This window comes from Opitutia bacterium (assembly GCA_016217545.1).
Lineage (GTDB): Bacteria > Verrucomicrobiota > Verrucomicrobiia > Opitutales > Opitutaceae > Didemnitutus.
Genome location: JACRHT010000012.1, coordinates 568,297 through 592,831, shown reverse-complemented (window position 1 = coordinate 592,831; position 24,535 = coordinate 568,297). Strand labels below are relative to the sequence as shown.

General features: G+C 66.5%; 19 protein-coding genes. 16 read left to right on the top strand and 3 right to left on the bottom strand.

Features of this window, described 5'->3' with window-relative positions; genetic code table 11:
- The first annotated feature begins 197 nt into the window (after window positions 1-197).
- From HZA32_09420 to HZA32_09385, 8 genes are all read left to right on the top strand, one after another.
- A complete protein-coding gene (locus HZA32_09420) occupies window positions 198-1,253 on the top strand; it encodes a LacI family DNA-binding transcriptional regulator (protein ID MBI5424299.1) in 1,056 nt (351 codons plus the stop codon).
- 60 nt (window positions 1,254-1,313) lie between these two features.
- Window positions 1,314-4,775, top strand: coding sequence for a hypothetical protein (locus tag HZA32_09415; protein MBI5424298.1), 3,462 nt, complete (start codon window positions 1,314-1,316; stop codon window positions 4,773-4,775).
- Between the two features lie 10 nt (window positions 4,776-4,785).
- Complete coding sequence (locus HZA32_09410; protein MBI5424297.1) at window positions 4,786-5,820, top strand: glycosyl hydrolase family 17; 1,035 nt, start codon at window positions 4,786-4,788, stop codon at window positions 5,818-5,820.
- On the top strand, window positions 5,817-8,069 hold the full coding sequence (locus HZA32_09405; protein ID MBI5424296.1) for an alpha-N-acetylglucosaminidase: 2,253 nt from the start codon (window positions 5,817-5,819) through the stop codon (window positions 8,067-8,069). Before HZA32_09410 ends, HZA32_09405 begins: the two co-directional genes overlap by 4 nt.
- 128 nt (window positions 8,070-8,197) lie before the next feature.
- Window positions 8,198-9,601: a sugar porter family MFS transporter gene (locus tag HZA32_09400; GenBank protein MBI5424295.1), complete on the top strand. Its 1,404-nt coding sequence runs from the start codon at window positions 8,198-8,200 to the stop codon at window positions 9,599-9,601.
- 41 nt (window positions 9,602-9,642) lie between these two features.
- Window positions 9,643-11,604 (top strand): family 20 glycosylhydrolase, encoded by a 1,962-nt coding sequence (locus HZA32_09395; GenBank protein ID MBI5424294.1) that lies wholly within the window; start codon window positions 9,643-9,645, stop codon window positions 11,602-11,604.
- The gene (locus HZA32_09390; GenBank protein MBI5424293.1) at window positions 11,601-12,713 is read left to right on the top strand and encodes a DUF5009 domain-containing protein; all 1,113 of its coding nucleotides are present in this window, start codon (window positions 11,601-11,603) and stop codon (window positions 12,711-12,713) included. Before HZA32_09395 ends, HZA32_09390 begins: the two co-directional genes overlap by 4 nt.
- Before the next feature lie 138 nt (window positions 12,714-12,851).
- Window positions 12,852-14,384: a hypothetical protein gene (locus HZA32_09385; protein ID MBI5424292.1), complete on the top strand. Its 1,533-nt coding sequence runs from the start codon at window positions 12,852-12,854 to the stop codon at window positions 14,382-14,384.
- On the opposite strand, the gene sigJ is transcribed toward HZA32_09385, so the two are convergent.
- From sigJ to HZA32_09370, 3 genes are all read right to left on the bottom strand, one after another.
- Window positions 14,381-15,259, bottom strand: a complete 879-nt coding sequence (gene sigJ / locus HZA32_09380) for an RNA polymerase sigma factor SigJ (GenBank protein MBI5424291.1) — start codon at window positions 15,257-15,259, stop codon at window positions 14,381-14,383. The two genes, HZA32_09385 and sigJ, sit on opposite strands and share 4 nt — an antisense overlap.
- Window positions 15,260-15,272: 13 nt before the next feature.
- Window positions 15,273-15,761: a carboxymuconolactone decarboxylase family protein gene (locus HZA32_09375; GenBank protein ID MBI5424290.1), complete on the bottom strand. Its 489-nt coding sequence runs from the start codon at window positions 15,759-15,761 to the stop codon at window positions 15,273-15,275.
- Window positions 15,762-15,865: 104 nt separating this feature from the next.
- Window positions 15,866-16,201 carry a glutaredoxin gene (locus HZA32_09370; GenBank protein ID MBI5424289.1) on the bottom strand — a complete coding sequence of 112 codons (336 nt, stop codon included), beginning with the start codon at window positions 16,199-16,201 and terminating at the stop codon, window positions 15,866-15,868.
- Window positions 16,202-16,304: 103 nt separating this feature from the next.
- Here HZA32_09370 and HZA32_09365 point away from each other — a divergent pair, with 103 nt between their 5' ends.
- The 8 genes from HZA32_09365 to mnmG all read left to right on the top strand — a co-directional run bounded on the left by HZA32_09365 (window position 16,305) and on the right by mnmG (window position 24,181).
- Complete coding sequence (locus tag HZA32_09365) at window positions 16,305-17,318, top strand: DUF2891 domain-containing protein (GenBank protein ID MBI5424288.1); 1,014 nt, start codon at window positions 16,305-16,307, stop codon at window positions 17,316-17,318.
- Between the two features lie 68 nt (window positions 17,319-17,386).
- On the top strand, window positions 17,387-17,740 hold the full coding sequence (locus HZA32_09360) for a DMT family protein (protein ID MBI5424287.1): 354 nt from the start codon (window positions 17,387-17,389) through the stop codon (window positions 17,738-17,740).
- Between the two features lie 151 nt (window positions 17,741-17,891).
- Window positions 17,892-18,971 carry a recombinase RecA gene (recA, locus tag HZA32_09355; protein MBI5424286.1) on the top strand — a complete coding sequence of 360 codons (1,080 nt, stop codon included), beginning with the start codon at window positions 17,892-17,894 and terminating at the stop codon, window positions 18,969-18,971.
- 49 nt (window positions 18,972-19,020) lie between these two features.
- Complete coding sequence (locus HZA32_09350; protein MBI5424285.1) at window positions 19,021-19,509, top strand: hypothetical protein; 489 nt, start codon at window positions 19,021-19,023, stop codon at window positions 19,507-19,509.
- Between the two features lie 38 nt (window positions 19,510-19,547).
- Window positions 19,548-20,315 (top strand): sel1 repeat family protein, encoded by a 768-nt coding sequence (locus tag HZA32_09345; GenBank protein MBI5424284.1) that lies wholly within the window; start codon window positions 19,548-19,550, stop codon window positions 20,313-20,315.
- Between the two features lie 80 nt (window positions 20,316-20,395).
- Entirely contained in the window at window positions 20,396-20,860 is a 465-nt protein-coding gene (locus tag HZA32_09340; GenBank protein MBI5424283.1) for an SRPBCC family protein, read from the top strand.
- A gap of 63 nt (window positions 20,861-20,923) precedes the next feature.
- Window positions 20,924-22,291 (top strand): tRNA uridine-5-carboxymethylaminomethyl(34) synthesis GTPase MnmE, encoded by a 1,368-nt coding sequence (mnmE, locus tag HZA32_09335; GenBank protein ID MBI5424282.1) that lies wholly within the window; start codon window positions 20,924-20,926, stop codon window positions 22,289-22,291.
- A gap of 18 nt (window positions 22,292-22,309) precedes the next feature.
- The gene (gene mnmG / locus HZA32_09330; GenBank protein ID MBI5424281.1) at window positions 22,310-24,181 is read left to right on the top strand and encodes a tRNA uridine-5-carboxymethylaminomethyl(34) synthesis enzyme MnmG; all 1,872 of its coding nucleotides are present in this window, start codon (window positions 22,310-22,312) and stop codon (window positions 24,179-24,181) included.
- Window positions 24,182-24,535 lie beyond the last annotated feature (354 nt).

Below are 24,535 nucleotides of genomic sequence, written 5' to 3'. Positions count from 1 at the left end.
GCCGCCTGCGTATCAGGTTTTCTTCAATGAAAACCAACAACTTGGAACTAATTCGCTGGAGACATGGTGGCCATAATCGCGCGAACATTTCGATTTATGTGCACGAAAAAATTCGTCCTTGAAACACTTATGCGCGTGCACAATAACATGCGCACGTTGCCCGCGCTCACCCCGGAACGAATCGCGGCGCGCCCCCAATGGAGTCTCTGAATCAAGGTCTGATCGCCAAACGGCTGAACGTCTCGCGCACCACGGTCTCGCGCAGCTTGGCCAATCATCCCGCGATCAGCGCCGACACCCGGGCCAAGGTTCTCGAGATGGCGGAGGAGCTCGGTTATCGCCAGTCGCCCGGACGCCGCGCGCGTCGCGCGCAGGCGGCGATCCGCGACGTGACGCTCGGCGTGTTGATCGGCGTGCCGGCGGAGAACGTCGCACTGGCCACTTTTCCGTATCTGCTGAAAGGCATCCGCGAGTGCGCGGAGGTCGAGCGGGTGAAGGTCGACATCCATTATCAGCCGCCCGGCGAATTCGATCCCGCCGCGACCCGCCAACCCGTTTTTCGCCACATTCGCGGCGGCGACTGGCGCGGCGTGCTGCTGATTTATCCCTTCACCGAGCCGGCGGTCGAAGCGATCGCGAAGAAAATCTCCACCGTCTCGCTCCTCGAAAACTACGACAATCCCCTCGTCGACACGATCGATACCGATGAGGACACGGGCATGGTGACGCTCGTGCGTCAGCTCGCGGCGGCCGGGCACAAGCGCATCGGCTACCTCACGTGGCACTATCCGGTCGGCGGGCATTGGGCGCTGCAGCGCTTCGGTGGCTACGTCGAGGGACTCTTCAGCCTCGGCCTTGAGTTCAATCCGTCGTGGGTGCTCAACATCCACCGCGACTCCCCTCGCCTCTCCAACCCCCAGCTCTGCGACGCCGTGATGCGGCATGCGCGCGAGAGTGGCGTCACCGCGTGGGTCTGTGCCGCCGACCACCAAGCTTATCAACTAATGGCTGATCTCCAGGTGCGCGGCATCCGTGTGCCCGAGGATATTTCCATCACCGGCTTCGACGGCCTCGAGCCGCCGCCGCACCTCCGCCGCGTCGCTTCCATGCAAGTGCCGCACGAGGACATCGGCATCGCCGGCATCTCCCGCCTCCTCAACCGCATCGTCCATCCCAATTCTCCGCGTCGAAAAATCCTCGTGGAAGCGAAGCTGGTGGAAGGCCAGTCCATCGCCCCGCCCCGACGCGCCTGATTTTCCGTCCGCTCAACCGCGCCGCTCCGCGCTCGGCAAAGGTTGCTCGGCCCCCCAGCCATGCCGTCCGTCCTTCGAGACACCCGTAACGTTCCCACCGCCGCCCGCGGCACCTTTGTCGACGCCTTTGGCGGTCGCTTCTACCGCATCGACGAGGCGCAGTCGCTCCCGACGTTCTTCATCAACCTCGTCAGCGCGTCCGACCTCTGGGCCTTCGTCGCCAGCAACGGCGCGCTCACCGCCGGCCGCACCGACGCCGATCACGCGATCTTCCCCTACACCACCGTCGACAAGATCTACGACAGCGCCGGCCTCAGCGGTCCCGCGACGATGCTCCGCATCGGCCGCGGCGAGGACGCCGTCGTCTGGGAACCCTTCGCGCCCCACACGGACGAGCTCCATCCGATCTCGCGCCGCCTCTACAAGAGCGTCGAAGGCGACCGCCTCTGGTTCGAGGAAACCCATCACGCGCTCGAACTCGTCTTCCGCTACGGCTGGTCCACCGCCGAGCCGCACGGCTTCGTGCGCCAATGCCAGTTGCTGAACCTCTCGCGCACCGCCCGCGAGATCCGCGTCGTCGACAGCCTGCGCAATCTCCTCCCGCCCGGCATCAACAGCCGCCTCCAAAGCGGCAGCTCCTGCCTCGCCGACGCCTACAAGACCGCCGAACTCCTTCCCGGCTCCACCTTCGCCGTCTACTCTCTCGCCGCCGGCATCGTCGATCGCGCCATCCCGCTCGAGTCGCTCCTCGCCACCGCCGTCTGGTCGCACGGCCTGCCCGGCGCGCGCGTGCTGCTCTCCGACGGCGCCATCGAAGCCCACCAACACGGCGAACCCGTCGCGACCGAGACCCGCGCCCGCGGCGTTCGCGGCGCTTACGGCCTCGCCGCCACGCTCACTCTCGCCCCGGACGCGCAGCAGGATTGGACGATGGTCGTCGACACCGACCTCACACAGTCCGAAGTCGTGCGCCGCCACGCCGCTCTCGTTCGCGGCGAATTGCCCGCGCAAGTCGCGCCCGCCATCGCCGCCGCCACCCAGCGCCTCCGCGCCATCGTGGGCGCCGCCGACGGCGCGCAACTCAGCGGCGAGGAAACCACCGCCGCGCACCACTTCGCCAACGTCCTCTTCAACGTCATGCGCGGCGGCGTCTTCGTCGACGACATGCGCGCCCCGGCCGCGGACTTCGCGGCGTTCGTGCGCACGCACAGCACCGCCGTCGCCACGCGCCACGCCGCCTGGCTCGAAAAACTGCCCGCCACTATCGCGTGCGACGAACTCGTCGCCACCGCCTCCGCGCAAAACGATCCCGATCTCGCCCGCCTCGCCCGCGAATACCTCCCGCTCACCTTCAGCCGCCGCCACGGCGATCCGAGCCGCCCGTGGAACCGCTTCAGCATCCGCGTGCGCGACGCCCGCGGCGAACGCGTCCTCGCGCACGAAGGCAACTGGCGCGACATCTTCCAGAATTGGGAAGCGCTGTGCGCGAGCTACCCCGGCTTCGTCGACGGCGCCATTGCCAAGTTCCTCAACGCCTCCACCGCCGACGGCTATAACCCCTACCGCATCTCGCACACCGGCATCGATTGGGAAGTCCCCGATCACGAGGACCCGTGGTCGTCGATCGGCTATTGGGGCGATCACCAAGTCATCTATCTCCAGAAACTCCTCGAGTGGTCCGCGCGCTTCCGCCCCGGCCAGCTCCACGCCGCGCTGCGCGCGCCGCAATTCGCCTACGCCAACGTCCCCTACCGCATCGCGCCCTACGCCGAGCTCCGCCGCAATCCCCGCGAGACGATCCGCTTCGACACCGCGCTCCACCGCGAAATTCTCGCCCGCGCGAAAAACGAAGGCTCCGACGCGCGCCTGCTCGCTGACGCCTCCGGTCGCGTGCGCCACGTCAATCTCACCGAGAAACTCCTGCTGCTCACGCTCACGCGCCTGACCAACTACGTCGCCGGCGCCGGCATCTGGATGAACACGCAGCGCCCCGAGTGGAACGACGCCAACAACGCCCTCGTCGGCTACGGCGTTTCCTTCGTCACGCTCTGCTACCTGCGCCGCATGCTCGCGCAACTCCGCGACGAGTGGCTGCCCGCCCTCGGCACCGAGCCGGTCGCGCTGTCGAGCCACGTGCGCGATCTCCTGCAACGCGTGCAAATCGCGCTCGCGGCTCATCGCGTGATTCTCGATCAATCCGCGGCGAGCGATTGCCAACGCCGCAGCCTCCTCGACGCCCTCGCGCAAGCCGGCTCCGATTACCGCGAAGCCGTTTATCGCAGCGGCCCGGGCGAGCCGCTCGCCGTCGCGCCGGGCGACGTTGCCGCCGCCGTCACGCTCGCGCTCCAGCACGTCGACCACACGCTCCGCGGCGGACGCCGCGCCGACGGACTCTACGAAGCTTACCTGCGCCTCGAATTCTCCGAAGAGCCGCGCGCCCTCCGCATCAAGGAACTCTACCCGATGCTCGAAGGCCAGGTTGCGATCCTCAGCTCCGGCCTGCTTTCGCCAGCCAAAGTCGTCGAGCTGCTCCGCACCTTGCGCGCCAGCGCGCTCTACCGCGCCGATCAAAACAGCTACGTGCTCTACCCCGACCGGCAGCTCCCCGCGTTCCTCGATCGCGCCGTGATTCCCGCCGACGCCGTGGCCGCATCGCCACTGTTGCAGGCGTTGCTCGCCGTCGGCGACACCCGCCTCGTGTTGCGCGACGCCGCCGGTGTGCACCGTTTCCAAGCCGATCTCACCAACGGCGACGGACTGCGCGCGCGCCTGCGCGAACTCGCGGCCGACGCGCGGTGGTCCCATTTGGTGAGCCTGCACGCGACCAGCGTCGAAGAGACCTACGAGCGCGTCTTCAACCATCACGCCTTCACCGGCCGCAGCGGCAGCATGTTCGGCTACGAAGGCCTCGGCTGCATCTACTGGCACATGGTCGCGAAACTCCTCCTCGCCGTGCAGGAAAACCTGCTCGCCGCCCAGGCGAAGTCCGCTCCCGAAGTCCCCGCGCTCACCGAGCACTACTACGATATCCGCGCCGGCCTCGGCTTCAACAAGACGCCCGCCGCCTACGGCGCGTTCCCGACCGATCCCTACTCGCACACGCCCGGCCACAGTGGCGCGCAACAGCCCGGCATGACCGGCCAGGTGAAAGAGGAAATCCTCACCCGCGCCGGCGAACTCGGCCTCCGCATCGCGAACGGCACCGTCTCCTTCCAGCCGACCTTCCTGCGCGCCGGTGAATTCACCACCGCGCCCGCCTCGCTCACGCTCGCGAAAGGCGATGGCCGCGAACTCACCGTCTACGTCCCGGCACAGGCGCTCGCCTTCACGCTCTGCGGCGTCCCGGTGGTCTATCAATTCGGTCGCGGTCAGCCGCGCATCCGCTGGACCCGCGCCGACGGCACGATGATGGAGCAACCCGGCAGCACGCTGGACGCCGAGACGAGCGCCCAACTCTTCGCCCGGCGCGGCGCCATCACGCGCATCGACGTCGAACTCGGCGCTGCGTTCCGGCCGCTCTGAAAATTTCTGCATGAAACGCCTCCTGTCCTCCCTCGCCGCCAGCGCGGCGCTGCTTCTGCTCGCCGCCGCGGCTGCCCGCGCCGGTGAATTGCCCGGCGGTCGCCGCGCGCTGAACCTCGAACTCGACGGCCGCTGGATTGGCAACGGCATCTCGTTCAGCGCCTATCGCGACGGCCAGGCGCCCTACGGCGCGGAGCCGAGCGACGCCGAGATCCTCGCCGACCTACAGCTCGTCGCGCGCTACTGGAATTTCATTCGCATGTATGAAGCCACCGGCGTTTCCGAGCGCACCGTGCGGCTCATCCACGAGCACAAGCTCCCGATCCGCGCCATCGTCGGCGCCTGGGTCGTGACGAACGACACGCCCGCGCACCAGCAGCGCAACCGCGACGAACTCGCGGGCGTGGTGCGCGTCGCGAACGCCTATCCGGACGTCGTCATCGCCGTCGCGATCGGCAACGAGCCCTGCGTCGAGTGGTCCGACCACCGCGTCGATCCCGCCGACATCGCGCGTTGGGCCCGCGAAGTCCGCCCCGCCGTGAAGCAGCCCGTCACGTCCGCCGACGACTACAACTTCTGGAACAAGCCCGCCTCGCAGGCCGTCGCCGCCGAGTTGGATTTCATCATCCTGCACGGCTACGCGCTCTGGAACGGCCGCCCGCTCGCCGAGGGCATGTCGTGGCTCGCCGCGCAATACGACAACACCGTCCGCCTCCATCCCGGCATTCCCGTCATCATCGGCGAGACCGGCTGGGCCACGAGCTACGATCCGACGCGCAACAAGCCCGGCGAGGAAGGCGCGCTGATGAAGGCCGAGGTCTCCGTCGCCGCGCAGGAAAACTACCTGCGCCAGCACTACCGCTGGGTGAACGAGCGCCGCGTGCCCACGATCCTCTTCGAGGCCTTCGACGAGAACTGGAAGGGCGGCGGCGACAAGAACCCGCCGCAAGTCGTCGAGAAACACTGGGGCGTGTTCGACACCCAAAGAAAACCGAAAGCTTCGTTTGCCGCGATCATCCGCGAATTCTATCCTTCGCAACCATGACATCGGGGTCTGTGTTGCTTCGTGCGGCCAAGAGCGTGTGCGCGCTCTTGGCCGCCTGCCTTTTCACCACGGCCGTTCGCGCCGACTCGCTCGACGCCGCGCGCGCCCTCGTCGCGCGGATCGTGCCGCAGCACGCGAAACAGATCGTGCTCGAGCCGCTCGAGCACGCGCCCGGCGCACCGGATGCGTTTGAAGTCGAGACGCGCGACGGACGCCTCGTCCTGCGCGGCCACAACGGCGTCACCATCGGCGCGGCACTGAACTGGTATTTCCGAAACGTCGCCCACGCGCAGATTTCGTGGTGCGGCGACAACCTCGCCTTGCCGGAAAAACTGCCCGCCGTCCCGGAGAAGGTCCGCATCGAGTCGCCCTACGCGCAACGCGTTTACCTGAATTACTGCACCTTCAACTATACCGCCGCGTGGTGGGACCGCGCACGCTGGGAGCGCGAGATCGACTGGATGGCGCTGAACGGCGTCACCACGCCGCTCGCCATCACCGGACAGGAAGCCGTCTGGCAGGCGACGCTGCGGCGCTTCGGCATGAACGACGACGAGATCCGAGCCTTCTTTGTCGGCCCGGCGTTCTTCGCCTGGCAATGGATGACCAACATCGAGGCGTGGGGCGGTCCGCTGCCGCAGTCGTGGATCGATTCGCACTTCGAACTCGGACAGTGGATCATCCGCCGCGAACGCGAGCTCGGCATGACGCCGATTTTGCAGGGTTTCACCGGCTGCGTGCCCGTCGCGCTCGCCGAGCGGTTCCCGTCGGCGCGCATCCTCCAGAAAAAAGTCTGGTGCGAAATTCCGCCCGGCCCCGCGCAACTCGATCCCGCCGACCCGCTCTTCGAGCGCATGGGCCGCGCCTTTCTCGAGGAGCAGCAGAAACTCTTCGGCGGCGATCACCTTTACGCCGCTGATCCGTTCCACGAAGGCGAGCCGCCGCAGGAAGGCGCGCAATACCTCCACGACGTCGGCGCGAAGATTTTCCACCTCACGACCGCGTTCGATCCGCAGGCGACGATCGTCATGCAAGGCTGGTCGATCCGCGAAGGCATCGTGCGCGGCATCCCCGAGGACCGCCTGCTCGTGCTCGACCTCACCGGCCAGAAATGGCGCGAGACCGACTCGTTCTGGGGCCGTCGTTGGGTGGCCGGCATCATCCAAAATTACGGCGGCCGCCACAGTCTCGGCGGCAACCTCCCGCAACTCGCCACCAACGCGCCGTCGCTCCTCGGCACGCCCGCCGGCCGCGGGCTCGTCGGCGTCGGCAACTTCGCCGAGGCGATCGAGCACAACCCGCTGCTCTTCGATCTCGCCGCCGACCTCGCGTGGCACCGCACGGCGCCCGACCTCGCGGCGTGGACGCAACGCTACGTGCACGCGCGCTACGGCACCGACAATCCCGCTGCGCAACGCGCGTGGTCCGCGCTGCGCACCAGCGTCTACGCGCAAAAGAGCCCCGAGCCGCCGATGGAGTCGCCGCTGCAGGCGCGCCCGGCGCTCGAGCTGAAACAGGCGTCGCCGTGGGGCTCGTTTGTGCGCGACTACGACGTCGAAGCGGTCTGGCGCGCGTGGGGCGACCTGCTCGCCGCCGCGCCGCAGCTCGGTCGCGTCGACCCGTTCCGCTACGATCTCGTCGACGTCGCGCGCCAGGCGCTCGCCGACCTCTCGTTGCCGCTGCATCGCGAAGTCGTCGCCGCGTGGCGCTCGGGCGACCGCGCGAAGTTCATCGCGGCGCGCGACCGCTTCCTCGCGCTCGGCGCCGACCTCGACCGCCTGCTCGGCACACGTCGCGAGTTCCTGCTTGGTCCGTGGCTCGCCGACGCGCGCGCGTGGGGCAAAACGTCCGCCGAGGCCGATCTCTACGAGCGCAACGCCCGCCAGCTCATCACCGTCTGGGGCGGCACACCGGAGAACGACGCGCTTTTCGAATACTCCTGCCGGCAATGGTCCGGTTTGATGGAGGGTTTCTATCTCGAGCGCTGGCGGAAGTATTTCGCGTGGCTCGAGCAACAGCCCGCCGGCTTCGACGACCACGCCCTGCCGCGTCGCGATGGCCGCGTTCTTCCCGCCGCGAACGATTTCTACCGCGACCTCGCGCGCTGGGAATTCGCGTGGTGCGAGCGGCATGATCCTCATCCGACGACGACGCGCGGAGATTCGGTTGCGGTCGCGCGCGCCTTGTTCGAGAAATGGTCGCCGGTCCGCCGGGCGAGTTACGCCGGCTTCGATTGGCAGAACCCCTGAATCAATTTCTACTCTGTTCCCGGTCATTGCGAGGAGCGCAGCGACGAAGCAATCCAGCTGGATCGCCGCGGCACGCTTCACGCGCCTCGCGATGACAAACCAACAACACTGAGCGAACGGCATTTTCAATGACCCCGCGTCTCTACACGGCCCTGCTGCTCTTCATCGCTGGCATGGGCGGCTTTCTCTACGGCTACGACATCGGCATCATCGGCGCCGCGCTGCTCTACCTGAACAAGACGATCGCGCTCACCGCCGCGCAGGAATCCGCTGTCGTCGCCGCGGTGCTCGCGGGCGGCACCGTGTCGTCGCTCGTGGCGGGCGCGCTGGCGGACGTGCTCGGCCGCAAGCGGCTCATGCTCGCGGCGGCGGTCATCTTCCTCGCCAGCGTCGCGCTCATCGTCGCGGCGCACGGTTTCGTGGCGCTCTTCGCCGGTCGCACCCTGCAAGGTCTCAGCGCCGGCATGATCGCGGTCGTGATCCCGCTCTATCTCGCCGAATGCCTCCCGCCGGCGATCCGCGGGCGCGGCACGGCGGCATTCCAGTTGCTGCTCACGACGGGCATCCTGATCTCGCTCGCGGTCGGCGCGCACTACACGCGGCAGGTCGAGGCGGCGCATGCCACTGGCGCGGAGCTCGTGCAGGCGCAGGACGCGGCGTGGCGCGCGATGTTCTCGTCGGCGTTTTATCCGGCGGTGCTGTTCCTCGTCGGTGCGTTGTTGCTCGCGGAATCGCCGCGCTGGTTGCTGCAGAAGGGGAAAACGGATGCCGCGCGCGCGGCGCTGTTGCGCGGGCGCACGCCCGAGGCGGCTGCGGCGGAGTTCGCCGCGATGCAGGCGGCGGCGGCGCCGGCGACGCCCGAGGCGGTCGCGGCGACGGGATCGCTTTGGCAGCGGCGCTACATCGTGCCGTTCGTGCTCACGTGCGCCGTGCTCGGGCTCACGCAGACGACGGGCATCAATTCCATTCTCCAGTTCATCGTTGTGATGCTGCAAAAGGCCGGGCTCTCCGCCGCGGACGCCGCGACGCGCGGCACGTGGGTGACGGCCGTGAATGTGGTGTTCACGGTGTTCGGCCTCGTGCTGGTCGACAAACTCGGACGCAAGGTGCTGCTGAAGATCGGCACGGCCGGCATCGCGCTGGCGTTGATCGCGGCCGGCGCGACGTTCTGGCGGATCGAGCACGGCATGACGGCCGATGCGGATTCGGCGTTCGTCGTGAGCGCGGGGCTCATGATGTTCATCGCGTCGTTCGCGATCGGACCCGGCGTGTGCGTGTGGCTTGCGCTGTCGGAACTGATGCCGACACGCATTCGCTCGCTCGGCATGGGCATCGGCCTGCTCATCAACCAGGGCATCTCGACGACGATCGCCGCGCTCTTCCTGCCGGTGACGACGCATTACGGCTACGGCGCGATGTTCGCGTTCTGGGCGGCGTGCACCGTCGCCTACTTCGCCGTCGTGGCGCGCTGGCTCCCGGAAACGAAGGGCCGCACGCTCGAGGAAATCGAGGAGATGTTCGCTCGCCAATGAAGCACCTTGTTGCCGCTCTTCTTTTCTCCGGCTGTTTGGCCATGACCTCGAATGCGGCACCGGCGGCGAACCTCATGCCTTGGCCCGCGCATGTGGATTGGCGCGACGGCGCGCTCGCGATCGATGCCGCGTTTCGCGTGCGTGTGGCCGGCCACGACGATGCGCGGCTCCGCGCCGGCATCGGGCGCGCGCTTGACCGGCTGGAGAAGCGCGCGGGGATTACCTTTGGGCCGCGCTTCGTCGCCAGCGGCGGCACGCTCGTGGTGACGTGCGAGAATGCGGGCTCGTCGCTGCCGAAGTTGGGCGACGACGAGTCCTACACGCTCGCGGTCGGCGCGGCGGGTGCCGAGTTGCGCGCGCCGAATGTCGTGGGCGCGTTGCGTGGACTGGAGACGTTTTTGCAGTTGGTGGAGAAGCGCGCGGACGGTTCGTTCGCGGCGGCGAGCGTGGTGATCGAGGATGCGCCGCGTTTTCCGTGGCGCGGGTTGATGATCGATGTCGCGCGGCATTTCCAGCCGCCGGAGGTCATTCACCGCAATCTCGATGCGATGGCGGCCGTGAAGATGAACGTCCTGCACCTGCACCTGACCGACGACCAAGGTTTTCGCATCGAGAGCAAGCGGCATCCGGAGCTGCATGCGGTGAGCGCGGGCAGCGGCGTGCTCACGCAGGAGCAGGTGCGCGCGATCATCGCGGCGGCGGCCGAGCGCGGCATCCGCGTGGTGCCGGAGTTCGACGTGCCGGGTCACGCGACGGCGTGGCTGGCGTCGCATCCGGAGATCGCGAGTGTGCCGAGGAATTACACGGTCGCGAAGGATTGGGGCGTGCTCAATCCGGTGATGGATCCGACGAAGCTCGAGACCGAGGCGTTGCTGAGTTCGTTTTTTGCGGAGATGGCGGCGTTGTTCCCGGACGAGTTTTTCCACATCGGCGGCGACGAGAACAACGGCAAGGACTGGAACGCGAGCGAGCGCATCACGGCTTTCAAGAAGGGGCACGGTTTCGCGACGAACGAGGCGCTGCACGCGTGGTTCAACCAGAAGCTCGCCGCGATGATGACGCCTCACGGCAAGCGGCTCGTCGGCTGGGACGAGGTGCTGCACCCGGATTTCCCGCGCAGTGCGGTGGTGCATTCGTGGCGTGGACCGGAATCGCTCGCGCAAGCGGCGCAGCAGGGCTTCGCGGGGATTTTGTCGGCGGGCTATTATCTCGATTTGCATTATCCGGCGGCCGACGCCTACGCGGCGGATCCGCTGCCGGCCGATTCGAAGCTCACGCCGGAGCAGGCGGCGCGCGTGCTCGGGGGCGAGGCGCCGATGTGGAGCGAGTGGGCGGACGCGCGGATCTACGATTTTCGCATCTGGCCGCGTGCCGCCGCGGTGGCGGAGCGGTTGTGGTCGCTGCGGGAAGTGCGCGATGTCGCCGACATGTATCGCCGGCTCGCGCGCATCGACGAGCTGCTCGTCGAAACCGGCGTGCAGCATCGCGCCTGGCCGCGGTTCGAGGGATTTTCGCCGGAGGATGCGGCGGCGTTGCGCGTGCTGGCGTCGGCGGTGGAGCCGGTGAAGCGCTATCAGCGCGGTCAGATTCAAAAGGGCGGCTTGGATTATCCGCTGAACGAGCTCGCGGACTGGGCGCACTCCGAGAGCCGGCCGGCGCGGGAATTCGCGGCGCGCTTGGAGACGTGGCTCGCGCTGCCAACGGAGAAACGCGCGGGAGAGCGGGATGCCCTGTTGACGAATTTGGCGGCGTGGCGGGTGGCTGCCGCGCGGGTGGCGCAAATGCCCGCGCCGGACAAATACGCCGCCGGGCGCATCGAGACGGCGCGGCGGCTCGTCGCGCTGTGTGACGCCGCCGAGCACGCCTTGCACGCGCCGCTGCCAGTGGACGAAGCGGCGCGAGTGGGCGAGTTGGTGAAAACGGCGGCCAAGCCCACGGCGGCTGCGGTGGAGTTTCCGTTTTTGCCGGCGCTCGGGCGGTTGTTCGCGGAGGCGTCGCGATGAGCGCGCCGGCGCCAACTCCTGCGAATCGTCTGCTCGCGCTCGATGCGTTGCGCGGGTTCGACATGTTCTGGATTGTCGGGGCGGATGCGATCGGTGGCGCACTGCACAACCTGCACGGCGGGCCGGCGCTGCACGCGGTGGCCGAGCAGATGGACCACGTGGCGTGGGAGGGTTTTCATGCTTACGACCTGATTTTTCCGCTGTTCGTCTTCATGGTAGGCGCGGCGATCCCGCTGTCGCTCGACAAACTCGTGGCGACCGGCGGACGCGCGGAGGCGGTGCGACGGATCGCGCGGCGCACCGTGTTGTTGTTCGCGCTCGGCATTTTCTACTACGGCGGCATGGCACACGAGCCGCGGCTGCTGGGCGTGCTGCAGCGTATCGCGCTCTGCTACGGCGCGACGAGCGTGCTGTATCTGTGGCTGCGGCCGCGCGGGCTGGCGGCGGTGGCGGCGGGATTGTTGGTCGGTTATTGGGCGCTGTTGGCATTCGTGCCGGTGCCGGGCTTCGGCGCGGGCGATTTTCGCGAGGGGCACAACCTGACCAACTGGGTCGACGCTCACTTCCTTCCGCTGCGGAAGTGGAACGGGGACCACGATCCCGAGGGATTGCTGAGCACGTTGCCGGCGATCGCGACGTGTTTGCTGGGCGTGTTCGCGAGCAAGTGGATCATGGACGCGTCGCGCAGCGCGCGGGTGCGAGTCGGCGGGCTGGCGGGTGCGGGCGTGGTGTTGTTGGCGCTCGGCTGGTTGTGGGGCGCGCAGTTTCCCGTGATCAAGAACCTGTGGACGTCGTCGTTCGTGCTCGTGGCGGGCGGCTGGAGCCTGCTGTTGCTCGCGGCGTTTTATCAGGTGGTGGACGTGTGGCGCGTGCAGGGTTGGGCACGGCCGTTCATGTGGGTGGGCGCGAACTCGCTGCTGATTTACCTCGTGAGCAATGTCGTGGATTTCGCGGCGCTGTCGGCGCGCTTCGCGGGTGGACCGGTCGCGGCATGGCTCGACGCGCAGTGGGCGGGGCTCGGCGGACTCGTGCTGGCGCTCGTCGGCGCGTCGCTCGCGGTGGGTTTCTGCGGCTGGCTCTATCGGCGCGGGATTTTCCTGCGGATTTGAAAGTAGGGCGCGACCGCTGGGCGCGCGGAGAACCTGATCGCGGGTGCGCGGCGGGCCCAGCGGTCCCGCCCTACCCTTTGGGCCAAGGAGAACGGACTCGCCAGCGCGACGTGCTTCGCGCTGCATCGCGGGCGCCGCATGAACCCCTTTTTCAATATCGGCGATTGGGTCGTCATCCTGCTTTATCTCGGTGGCGTCGTGGCGCTCGGCCTGTGGTTCGGGCGCGATCAGCAGAACACGCGCGACTACTTCCTCGGCAGCCGCAACATTCCCTGGTGGGGCATCGGAATGTCGATCGTCGCGGCGGAGACGAGCGCGCTGACGATCATCGGCGTGCCGGCGATCGCGTTTGGCGGCAACCTGATGTTCCTCCAGATGATCTTCGGCTATGTGATCGCGCGCGTGATCCTGGCTGTGGTGATGGTGCCGCATTATCTGAGCGGGGAAATTTATTCGCCCTACCAACTGCTGGAGCAACGCCTCGGCGTCGGGCCGCGGCGCGTGGCGGGTGGGTTGTTTCTGTTTCTCGAAACGCTCGCGGCCGGCGTGCGTGTGTATGTGGCGTGCATTCCGATCCGGCTGCTGCTCGGCGAGGCGGTGTGCAGTTTCGGCGGACTCGTGGATCCGATCCTCGGTGCGATCGTGCTCTTCGTCGGTCTGTCGCTGCTCTACACCTACGTGGGCGGCGTGAAGGCCGTGATCTGGACCGACGCGGTGCAGTTCGGGCTGTTTCTCGCCGGCGGCATTTTTGCGCTGCTCTACATCCCGACGCTCGTCGGCGGTTGGGACGCGGCGTTTGCGGTGGCACGCGCGGGAGGAAAACTTGAGTGGCTGAACACGACTTTCTCCTTCGGCGCGCCGTTCAACATCTGGATGGGCGTGCTCGGCGGGACGTTGATCGTGCTGTCGTCGCACGGCGCGGAGCAGCTGATCGTGCAGCGTGTGCTGGCGTGCAAGACCGTGGCGGACGGGCGGAAGGCGCTGGCGTTGAGCGCGGTCGTGATTTTTCCGCTGTTCCTGATTTTCCTGCTCGTGGGGGCGCTGCTGTGGGTGTTCTACCAGTCGCACCCGATGCAGATTCCGCTGCCGGAGACGCGGCCGGGCATCAAGGCGAACGACTTCATTTTCCCCGTGTTCATGCTCACGGAGGTGCCGCATGTGCTGAAGGGTTTTCTCATCGTCGCGATTTTGTCGGCGGCGATGTCGTCGATCAGTTCGGCGATGACCGCGCTGGCGTCGGTCTCGACGATGGACTTCGTGAAACCGCTCGCGCCGCGGCTGAGCGAGGCGGCGTTGCTCGCGTGGAGCAAGCGCTCGACCGTGATTTGGGCGGCGGTGCTGATCGGCGTGGCGTGGCTGACGCGCGAGGTGCAGTTCGTGCTGAACGCGGCGTTCTCGTTGCGCGGGCTCACGAGCGGCGCGCTGCTCGGCGGGTTGATTCTGGCGCTGTTCGCGCGCGGCGTGGGCGCGCGGGCCGTGGTGGTGGGGATGCTGGCGTCGGTCGCGGTGATGAACGTGCTTTATTGGCCGCCGAACATCCCGGCGGTGCGCGGGTGGTGGCTGGCGACGTTCGGCGGCGAGGTGTTCTGGCCGTGGTTCACGTTGATCGGGACGAGCGTGACGCTCAGCGTGGCGTTCGTTTTGCGGGCGCGCGAGACGAAGGCCGCCTAGTTAGGGCCGGCGAGGTGGCGGAGCTTGTCGGGGTTGCGGATTTGGTAGATCGCGCGGATGCGGTCGCCGACGACGTCGAGGGAGTAAACGTTGAACAACCGGCCGCCGCTGAACATGAGGGCGCCGGGGCGGCCGTTGATCGTCGCGAAGGAAAATTCCGCGTGTTCGTAGTCGGGGAAGCGGTTGCGCAACCCCGCGAAGAGGCGGCTGACACGGTCGGCGGTGCGGATGGGGCGACCGGCGGAGCGCACGCGGCCGCCGCCGTCGGAGAGGAGCACGGCGTCATCGCGGAGCAGCGGGAGTATCTCGCGCGCCTGACCGGAGGCCATGGCGGCGAAGAACTGCCGGACGATGCGCTCGGCGCGTTCGCTCGGTGCGGCGGCGGGCGCGGCGGCACCGCGGAGACGGTGGCGTGCGCGGCTGGCGAGTTGGCGGCAGGCTGGTGCGGTTTTTCCCACGATGTCGGCAATCTCGGCGTAGTCGTGGCCGAAGACTTCGCGCAGCAGGAACACGACGCGCTCGTCGGGCGAGAGGCGCTCGAGCATGAGCATGAAGGCCATCGTGAGCGATTCGGCGAGCGCGGTGGATTCCGCTGGCGAACGCCCGGGAGCCTCGACCAGCGGCTCGGGCAGCCAGACACCGTAGTATCGCTCGCGCGTGTGGCGGGCGGAGCGCAACTGGTCGAGGGCGAGGCGCGTGGCGGTGGTGACGAGCCAGGCCTTGGGCGAGGCGACGGCGGCGAGGTCCTGCTTTTGCCAGCGCAGCCAGGTGTCTTGCACGACGTCCTCCGCCTCCACGACGCGGCCGAGCATCCGATACGCGAGATCGAAGAGGAGGCGGCGATGCGCGGTGAAAGCGGAGAGCTGGGCGGACATCGGGGGCGCGGAGTCAGAACGCGGCGCGCGGCGGCACTTTGAAGCCGACGCTGAAACGGTTCCAGCCGTTGATGGTGACGATGGCGAGCGTGAGTTGCACGAGTTCGTTCTCGCTGAAATGGGCGCGCGCCTCGGCGAAGGTGTCATCGGTGACGTGACCCGGGGAGAGGCGCGTGAGATCCTCCGTCCACCGCAGCGCGGCGCGCTCGCGCGGCGTGTAGGCCGGCGACTCGGCCCAGGCGGAGAGCAGGTAGAGGCGCTCGTCGGTCTCGCCGGCCTGTTTCGCGGCGCGCCAATGCAGGTCGAGGCAGTAGGCGCAGCTGTTGATTTGGGAAGCGCGGAGCTTCACGAGTTCGAGCAGGCTGTGCTCGAGGCCGGACTGATTCACGACCTGCTGGAGGGCGAGCATGGCCGCGAAGGCGCCCGGAGAAACGCGGCGGTAGTTCACGCGCGGCGCCGGGGCGGGGGCGGACGAGTGGGTGGCGGGAGTGGAGGAGTTCATCCTCCACGAGACGGGGTTGGTCGGTGTTTTGTGACGGAAGGCGAAAAACAAAACGCCGGCGCGGCGGCCGGCGTTTCGCGAGAAAGCGGGATGTTTTCCTGTGCTCAGAAGAAGCGCACGGGCTTCGCCTGCATGCGGGCGTGCTCTTCGTCGGAGCAGCCGGCGCTGGTGTTCACGTCGGTCGTGGCGCTGGTGGGCTTCACGAGCTCGTTGGCGAGCATGTAGTTCTCCACTTCCTCGCCGGAGACGTCGGCGAGCATCACGCCGTCGATCTCGACGCAGGGCGAGAGCGGCTGGCCGGACTTGCGGACCATCTCCTCGTAGTTGGAGCGCTGGTTGATGATGTCGATGTCTTCGAACGGCAGGTTGTATTTGCGCATGATGGCGCGGACGCCGTTGGACCAACCGCAGTGCGGCTTCAGGTAGGCTTTGATCTTCATTCGTGGAGAGGTGGAGCGAGTGTGTGTGGTGGGACTGAAGGCGGAATGTAGGTCGGGTGTTTTCTTCTTCAACTGAAAGTTTTGGCCGGTAGCGTCGCTTCCCGTGTCGGACGCCTTCCCCACCCTCACGCTCCCCCAAGCTTCCGCGTTCGCGCGGCTCGGTCTCGCGAACGTGCGGCGCGAATACCCTCACCTGCTCCAGCACATGCTGAACGGCCCGGAGGACGTGATGGAGGTGCGCGCGCTGCACCCGGCGTTCTACGGCAGCTACGACTGGCATTCGTGCGTGCACCAGCACTGGATGCTGGCGCGGTTGGCGATCATGTTTCCGCAGTTGCCGGAGCGGCCGGCGATCGACCGCGTGTTGCGCGAGCACCTGACGCGGGAGAACTTGGAGCGGGAGTTGGAGTATTTCTGCGCGCCGGGGCGGCAGTTTTTCGAGCGTCCCTACGGCTGGGCCTGGTTCCTGAAGCTGGCGCAGGAGATGAACGGCTACGACGCGGCGCTGGCCGAGAATCTCGACCCGCTCGTCGACTATGTGCGGGCCGGTTTCATGCGCTACCTGCGGAACCTCACCCACCCGGTCCGCAACGGCGTCCATGGCAACACGGCGGTCGCGGTCGCGCTGGCGCTGGGGCACGCCCGGGCGCACGACGATCAGGAGTTGAAGCTGCTGTGCACGGCGCGCTCGGCGTATTGGTTCGGGCACGATGTCGACTACCCGGCGCACTACGAGCCGTCGGGTGAGGATTTCTTTTCCCCGTGCCTGACGGAGGCGGGGCTCATGGCGCGCATCCTGCCGCGCGAGCAGTTTCTGGTGTGGTTCGGCAAATTCCTGCCGCGCCTCGGCCACGGGGAGCCGGCGAACCTGCTGAAACCCGCGCCGGTCAGCGATCCGCGCGATCCGAAGATCGCGCACCTCGTCGGCCTCAACCTGAACAAGGCGTGGGTGTGGCGGCGGCTGGCGGCGATTTTTTCGGCCGACGATGCGCGGCGGACGTTCGCGACCGCGGCGGCGATCGCCCACTACGACGCGGCGCTGCTGCTGCTCAGCGACGAGGATTTCCACCGCGCGCACTGGTTGTCGTCGTTCGCGGTCTACACGCTGACGGAGTGAGGGGGTCGGCGGCCGTAAGGCACCCTGCCCGCTTGCGCGGCGAAACGCGCGACGCATGATGCGCGCGCATGACGACCGTCGTCCTCCTCACTGTTTCGAACATTTTCATGACCTTCGCGTGGTATGGCCACCTGAAGTTCCTCCACGACAAGCCGCTGTGGCTGACCATCGCGATCTCGTGGGGCATCGCGTTCTTCGAATATTGCCTGATGGTGCCGGCGAACCGCCTCGGCTACGGCAAATTCACCGGCTACGAGCTGAAGATCATGCAGGAAGTGATCACGCTGGTGGTGTTCGTGATCTTCGCGTGGCTGGTGCTCGGCGAGAAGCTCCGCTGGAACTACGCGGTGAGCCTCGCGCTGATCTTCGCGGCGGTGTATTTCGCCTTTGGCTTCAAGCCCGCGACGCCTGCGGCGGGCTGAGTCGCGCCGGTCAACTTTTTCGAACACCTAAATTGAGGGAGTGATTTTTCCGACTCCGCGCTTGCGACGCGCGGCGCGGCTCCGAAAGTCTCCTGACATACCGCTGTCAACGAGACCTGATAGCCTCTCTCTCCCCTCACCCATTCCTTCCATGTCCAAAGCCGATAAGTCCCCCAAAGCCGAAACCAAACCCGCCCCGTCCGCCGCGATCGTCGCGCGCGAGAAGAACCTCGACCTCGCCGTCTCCTCCATCACGAAGCAGTTCGGCGAAGGCTCCATCATGCGCCTCGGCGACAACGCCAAGATGAAGGTCGAGACGCTCTCCACCGGTTCGCTCGCCATCGACCTCATGCTCGGCGTCGGCGGCCTGCCCAAGGGACGCATCATCGAGATCTACGGCCCGGAATCGTCCGGCAAAACCACCTTCTGCTTGAGCGTCATCGCCGAGGCCCAGCGCCGCGGCGGCCTCGCAGCCTTCATTGACGTCGAGCACGCGCTCGATCCGAAATACGCCAAGGTCGTCGGCGTGAGCCTCGACGACCTGCTCGTCTCGCAGCCGGACTCCGGCGAGGACGCGCTCAACATCATGGAGACGCTCATCCGCTCGAACTCCATCGACGTCATCATCCTCGACTCCGTCGCCGCGCTCACCACCAAGGCCGAGCTCGATGGCCAGATGGGCGACGCCACCGTCGGCGCGCAAGCCCGCCTCATGTCGCAGGCGATGCGCCGTCTCACCGCCGTCGTTTCGAAGACGAACTGCGTGTGCATCTTCACGAACCAGATTCGTGAGAAGATCGGCGTGATGTTCGGCAACCCCGAGACGACCTCCGGCGGCCGCGCGCTGAAGTTCTTCGCCTCCGTGCGCCTCGACATCCGCCGCAAGGACCAGCTCAAGACGCCCGACGGCAAGGTCATCGGCAACCGCACGAAGATCAAAGTCGTGAAGAACAAGGTCGCCCCGCCGTTCACCGAGTGCGAATTCGACATCATGTATGATGAAGGCATCTCCGCCACCGGCTCGCTCCTCGACCTCGGCATCGATCACAAGGTGCTCGAAAAGAAGGGCGCGTGGATCGCTTTCAACGGCGAGCTCGTCGGCCAGGGCCGCGAAGCCGCGAAGGAAGCGCTGAAACAGAACCCGCAGCTCGCCGAAAAGGTGAAAACCGCGATCCTGGAGAAGGCGCACATCAAGCCCGGCGATCCTGTCGCCGGAGCTTCCGAGGAATAAACCACATCCCGCACTTGGAATTCCGGGGCGCCGCGCCGATGATGTTCGCATGAACCTCACGGCTCGAGCGCCCCTTCTGTTGGTGGGTTTGATGGCGGCGGCAGTTCTCGCGGGTTGCGGCGGGACGTTGGCGGAGAAGCAGATTCGCGAACGCATCTTCTCGATTCGCGAGGCGATCCTCGCCAAGCGCGCCGAGGGCATCGTGGAGTTCGGCACGCCGGATTGGCGTTTCGAAGGCCCCGATGGCAAGACCTACGATCGCGCCGCCTATCTCGTGCGCACGGCCAAGCTGTTTTCCGGCATCGAAATCGAGTCGCTCGACACGCACATCGACAGTTGCCTGATGTTCAATGAGCGTGCCGAAGTCATGCTGACGCAGACAATGGTGCGGGTCGAAACCGACGCCGCCGGCGCGCGGGCGCGTTGGAAAGTGCGTTACCGCGAGAAGCAGGAGTGGGTCGAAACCCGTGCGCGCGGCTGGCTCGTGACGAGCGTGATGGTTTTCCAACCTGAGCGCGAGAAGCGGCCCCTGCCCTGAGCGGGAACCGCTTTCGCCTGACTCCGTCTATTGCACACATGCGCACTGTCCTGATTTTCACCCTCTCGCTCCTGTTCGCTATCACGGCGCCGGCGGCGAAGCCGACTAAGAGCACGGACGCCGAGGGTTTCACGCCGCCGCAGTTGGTCTCGAAAGGTCCGAAATGGAAAACGGTCGACCAACTCCGGCAGTTCGCCGCGCAAGGCGACGCGCAGGCGTGCTTCGAGCTGGGCGACCGCCTCCTCAACGGCGACGGCATGACGGCCGATCCGGTCGCGGCGCGGACCTGGCTCGACCAGGCGGCGCGCGGTGGCGTGGCCGAAGCGATGTTTCGCCTCGGCAAGATGAACTTCGATGGCGTGGGCGGACCGAAGAGCGTCGATCTCGCCCTTGATTACTACGCGCAGGCGGCGGTGCGCGGCGTGCCCGAGGCGCAGCATAACGTCGGCGCGATCCTCGTCAGCGGTCGCGGCGTGAAGCGCGATTACGCCGAGGGACTGGCCTGGCTCATCGTGGCCGAGAAGAACGGCGCGGCTTCCGACGCGGTGGCGCGCACGCGCGAGCACCTCGCGAAGCGCCCGGCGGACATCGCGGCGGCGGAGAAGCGCGCCGCGGAATTGCAGGAGTTGCTGAAGAATCCCGCGACGCGCGAAAAAGCGGCGCCGCGTTTCAGCACCGCCGGCGCGCGGCCGACGACACCGCCGCCCATCGCGGAGCCGAAGCCCGAAGCGCCCGCGAAGGTGAAAGTGGATCTCGGCCCCGGTTTCACTCCACCGAAACCGGAAGTGACGTTGCCGAAGGGTTGAGCGGTTGGACCGCGCGCCGGAGGGCGGGACTCCGCGATGTGGTTTTGCGCCGACAGGGTTGTTGGCTATGCTCGGCCGCGATGTGCGCCCAACTGTTGCGTGAGCAATTCATCCCGGCCGAGCCCGCGCGGGTGTGGGATTTTTTTGCGACCCCGCGCAATCTCGACGAGCTGACGCCGCCGGATTTGCGCTTCCGCATCCTGAGCGCGGTGCCGGAGAAGATGTATCCGGGGCTGTTGATCGAGTATCGCATCTCGCCGCTCGCCGGCGTGTGGCTGCGCTGGCTGACGGAAATCCGGCACGTGCGCGACGGTTGCTACTTCGTCGACGAGCAACGCGTCGGGCCGTATCGGCTGTGGTATCACGAGCACCACTTCGAAGCGGTGCCGGGCGGCGTGCGCATGACGGATCGCGTGACGTATGAAATCGGCTGGGGCCCGCTCGGCTGGCTGGCGGAGCGGCTGTGGGTGCGGCGGCAGCTGGAGCATATCTTCGAATTCCGCGCGCGGAAGGTGGCGGAAATTTTCGGCGCGGCGCGCGGTTGAGCGGCGACGGCGGCGCGCGTGTTTCCTTTTGCCTCGCGCGGCGGGCTGTCTTTGGGTGGCGCGATGGGTTCGCTCCACGACACGATTGCCGCTCTCGCGACGCCTGCCGGCACGGCGGCGATTGCGGTGTTGCGCGCGAGCGGGCCGGAGGTGCCGGCGCTGACGCGGGCGATTTTCGGTGAGTTGCCGGAGCCGCGCATGGCGCGACACGCGGACTACCGCGACGCGCGTGGCGAGATGATCGACGATGTGCTGTTCACGTTTTTTGCCGCGCCGAACTCGTATACCGGTGAGGACACGCTGGAGATTTCGTGCCACGGCAATCCGTTCATCGCGCAAAAGATCCTCGAAGACCTCTTGGCGCGCGGCTGCCGGGCGGCGGAGGCCGGTGAGTTTACCAAGCGGGCGTTTCTGGCCGGCCGCATGGACCTCAGCCAAGCCGAGGCGGTGATGGATCTGATCCATGCGCGCAGCGAGCGGGCGTTGGCGGCGGCCAATCGGCAGCTTCGCGGGTCGCTCGGGCGACGGATGGATGAGCTTATTGCGCTGCTGTTGAATAGTTTGGCTCAGATCGAGGCCTACATCGATTTTCCCGACGAAGATTTGCCCGAGGAGAATCGGGCCGCGCTCGTGAGTCAGCTGAAGGAGTTGCGGGCGAAAACCCAGCGCCTCGCGGCCACGAATCACTACGGCCAAATCCTGCGCGACGGCATCCGGACGGTGATCATCGGTGAACCGAACGCGGGCAAGAGCAGCTTGCTGAACCGCTTGGTGGGCCGCGAACGCGCGTTGGTTAGCCCGGAGCCTGGGACGACGCGCGACTACATCGAGGAAACCATTGCTCTGGGGCAACATGCGCTGCGCCTGGTCGACACGGCGGGGCTAAACGCACAACCGGGTGCGTTGGAACGGCGCGGCATCGAGAAGACGCTCGAGCAAGCTGGTGAAGCGGACTTGTTCCTGTGGGTGCTCGATGCGAGTGCGGCGACGCCCCCTGCCCTGCCCGCTCATCTGCGTGACCGGATTTCGGCTGCGAACACCCTCACAGTTCTGAACAAGGTCGATCTCGCGCCAGCAGGCTCCGGGAGCAGTGGCACAGCGGTGGCGGGCCTGCCGAATCCGGTGGCCGTTTCGGCGTTGCGGGGAGACGGCATAGAGACCTTGGTGGCGGCGCTGGAGGCGCGGGCGGAGTCGTTTCGCACGGAGGTCGGGGAAGACTGGGTGGCGATCAACGCGCGCCATGCCGATGCGCTCGGTCGAGCGGTTCAGGCGATTGAATCGGCGTTGGCAGGGCTGACGGTCGGAATTAGTAGCGAATTGGTATCGAGTCACTTGCGAGAGGCGCTCGCGGCCTACGGTGAAATTTCCGGGCGGGTGGACAACGAGAGGATGCTGGATGTTTTGTTCTCCAGTTTCTGTATCGGAAAATAGATTTAATATCGAAACATAATGCCGAATCGGGTTTACGATGTGATTGTCTGTGGTGCCGGGCACGCGGGTGTCGAGGCCTGCCTGATCGCGGCTCGGCGCGGGGCCTCTACCCTGCTGCTGACCGGCAACATCGATACGATCGCCCAGATGAGCTGCAATCCGGCCATCGGCGGCCAGGCCAAGGGGCAGCTCGTGCGGGAGATCGACGCGCTGGGGGGCGAGATGGCCATCAACACCGATGTCACGGGCATCCAGTTCCGGTTGCTGAATGAATCGAAGGGCCCGGCGGTGCAGTCTCCCCGGGCGCAGTGCGATAAGAAGGCGTATCAGTTCCGGATGAAGCACACGCTGGAACTGCAGCCGAACTTGCGGATTTTTCAGGCCACGGTCACAGGCTTGATTTTCGAGGGCGGCAAAGTGATCGGTTGCCGCACGAACCTCGATGTGGAGTTTCGCGGCCGAACGGTTGTCGTGACCACCGGCACGTTTCTGCGCGGGTTGATGCACGTCGGCCGGAACATGAATGAAGGCGGTCGCTTGGGCGACTTCAGCGCGAAGACCTTATCAGCGAGTTTGCTGGAAGCAGGGATCGAGTTGCAGCGCTTGAAGACGGGAACGCCGCCGCGGATCTTGGGGCGAAGCGTCGATTTCTCGGCACTCCAGGAGCAGCGCGGTGACGAGAAGCCTACTTTCTTTGCTTTTCACGACACCCGGGGAGATGCTGAGTTGTTCCACGTGGAACACCATGGCGAGCGCCGGTTGGGCTGGGCGCCGGGCGCCGATCAGGTCTCCTGTTGGATCACCTACACGACGCCGGAGTCGGCCGAGATTGTCCGGAGCAATCTCCATAAATCCGCGATGTATTCCGGCGAAATCGTCGGGACCGGGCCGCGCTATTGCCCGAGCATCGAGGACAAGTTCGTCCGCTTCGCCGACAAGCCCCGGCACATGCTCTATCTGGAGCCGGAAGGCCGGAACACGAATGAGTATTATATCAACGGCCTGTCCACGAGCCTGCCGTTCGATGTTCAGCTCCAACTCGTGCACAGCATCCCGGGCTTGGAGCATGCGGAGCTGCTGCGGCCGGCCTACGCGGTCGAATACGACTTCGCGCCGCCGCAACAGCTCTTCCCATCGCTCGAGTCGCGCAAGGTCGAAAATCTCTTTCTCGCGGGGCAAATCAACGGCACGTCCGGATATGAAGAGGCGGCCTGTCAGGGGCTCCTTGCGGGTATCAACGCCGTGCAGAAGGTGAGGGGAGAGTCTCCGCTCGTCCTCGGCCGCCACGAAGCCTACATCGGCGTGCTGATCGACGACCTCGTGACCAAGGGCACCAGCGAGCCCTACCGGATGTTCACGAGCCGCGCAGAATACCGCTTGCTCCTAAATCACGGTAGCGCCGAGCTTCGGCTCGGTGTGCATATTGAATCTTATAAACTACTGACAAGTAACAGATTAAATGAAATATCTCGCAAACGCGAGGCCGTAAATCACTGGGTGAATTGGCTGGAGCAAAATCGCACTGAAGGCGGCCGTTGGGGCGACTTGATTCGCCGCTCCGAAGCGCTGCCCGCCCTACCCGCGGAGCTCGATGCCGCCGGCGCGGCGGTGCGCGACGAAGTGCTGTATCGCGTTCGTTATCGTGGCTATCTCGAGCGTGAATTGCGGCAGATCGAGAAGCTCCGCGACGTCGACCGGATCGCCCTGCCCGCCGACCTGGATTATCTTTCAATTCCCGGCCTCCGCCGCGAAAGCGCGCAGAAGCTCCAGCAATTCCGGCCGGTCAACCTCGGCCAGGCCAGCCGCATCAGCGGCGTCAATCCGGCCGACATCAGTATCCTCATGGTGCGTCTCGCTGCGGCGAAGCGCGCGAGCGAACGGCAGACGTGATTCTGTTGGCTGGCGCGGGACACGCAGTCAGGTCGCTCGGTAGCCGCCGTTACACGCTTCAGAGGATCGGTCGGGCGCCCGCCCTGCCCGGCGACCTCTCCTCCTCAGGTTCGGCTGCGTGCTCGCTCCATGGTCCGCACTGCCGACCGTCGAGTCGGTTCGTCTTCGGGCGCGCTCCTCAATTTAGCGAAAAAGGCCTGCGCCCTCCGTGACGTTCCACGTGGAAATTGCCCGCAGTCGTTTGCGCTCCGGTGCACATGATTCGTGTAGAGTCTTTGGGGTTTTTCTGTAGCCGGGCTCGCTGGGCCCGGCCGGCGCTTCTTCCCTCGGAAAAGCGCCCTTCCGGGGTTAGCG

Coding starts and splice junctions, on each gene's coding strand:
- HZA32_09420 (MBI5424299.1), top strand. CDS start 198: ATGGAGTCTCTGAATCAAGGTCTGATCGCCAAACGGCTGAACGTCTCG.
- HZA32_09415 (MBI5424298.1), top strand. CDS start 1,314: ATGCCGTCCGTCCTTCGAGACACCCGTAACGTTCCCACCGCCGCCCGC.
- HZA32_09410 (MBI5424297.1), top strand. CDS start 4,786: ATGAAACGCCTCCTGTCCTCCCTCGCCGCCAGCGCGGCGCTGCTTCTG.
- HZA32_09405 (MBI5424296.1), top strand. CDS start 5,817: ATGACATCGGGGTCTGTGTTGCTTCGTGCGGCCAAGAGCGTGTGCGCG.
- HZA32_09400 (MBI5424295.1), top strand. CDS start 8,198: ATGACCCCGCGTCTCTACACGGCCCTGCTGCTCTTCATCGCTGGCATG.
- HZA32_09395 (MBI5424294.1), top strand. CDS start 9,643: ATGACCTCGAATGCGGCACCGGCGGCGAACCTCATGCCTTGGCCCGCG.
- HZA32_09390 (MBI5424293.1), top strand. CDS start 11,601: ATGAGCGCGCCGGCGCCAACTCCTGCGAATCGTCTGCTCGCGCTCGAT.
- HZA32_09385 (MBI5424292.1), top strand. CDS start 12,852: ATGAACCCCTTTTTCAATATCGGCGATTGGGTCGTCATCCTGCTTTAT.
- sigJ (MBI5424291.1), bottom strand. CDS start 15,259: ATGTCCGCCCAGCTCTCCGCTTTCACCGCGCATCGCCGCCTCCTCTTC.
- HZA32_09375 (MBI5424290.1), bottom strand. CDS start 15,761: ATGAACTCCTCCACTCCCGCCACCCACTCGTCCGCCCCCGCCCCGGCG.
- HZA32_09370 (MBI5424289.1), bottom strand. CDS start 16,201: ATGAAGATCAAAGCCTACCTGAAGCCGCACTGCGGTTGGTCCAACGGC.
- HZA32_09360 (MBI5424287.1), top strand. CDS start 17,387: ATGACGACCGTCGTCCTCCTCACTGTTTCGAACATTTTCATGACCTTC.
- recA (MBI5424286.1), top strand. CDS start 17,892: ATGTCCAAAGCCGATAAGTCCCCCAAAGCCGAAACCAAACCCGCCCCG.
- HZA32_09350 (MBI5424285.1), top strand. CDS start 19,021: ATGAACCTCACGGCTCGAGCGCCCCTTCTGTTGGTGGGTTTGATGGCG.
- HZA32_09345 (MBI5424284.1), top strand. CDS start 19,548: ATGCGCACTGTCCTGATTTTCACCCTCTCGCTCCTGTTCGCTATCACG.
- HZA32_09340 (MBI5424283.1), top strand. CDS start 20,396: ATGTGCGCCCAACTGTTGCGTGAGCAATTCATCCCGGCCGAGCCCGCG.
- mnmE (MBI5424282.1), top strand. CDS start 20,924: ATGGGTTCGCTCCACGACACGATTGCCGCTCTCGCGACGCCTGCCGGC.
- mnmG (MBI5424281.1), top strand. CDS start 22,310: ATGCCGAATCGGGTTTACGATGTGATTGTCTGTGGTGCCGGGCACGCG.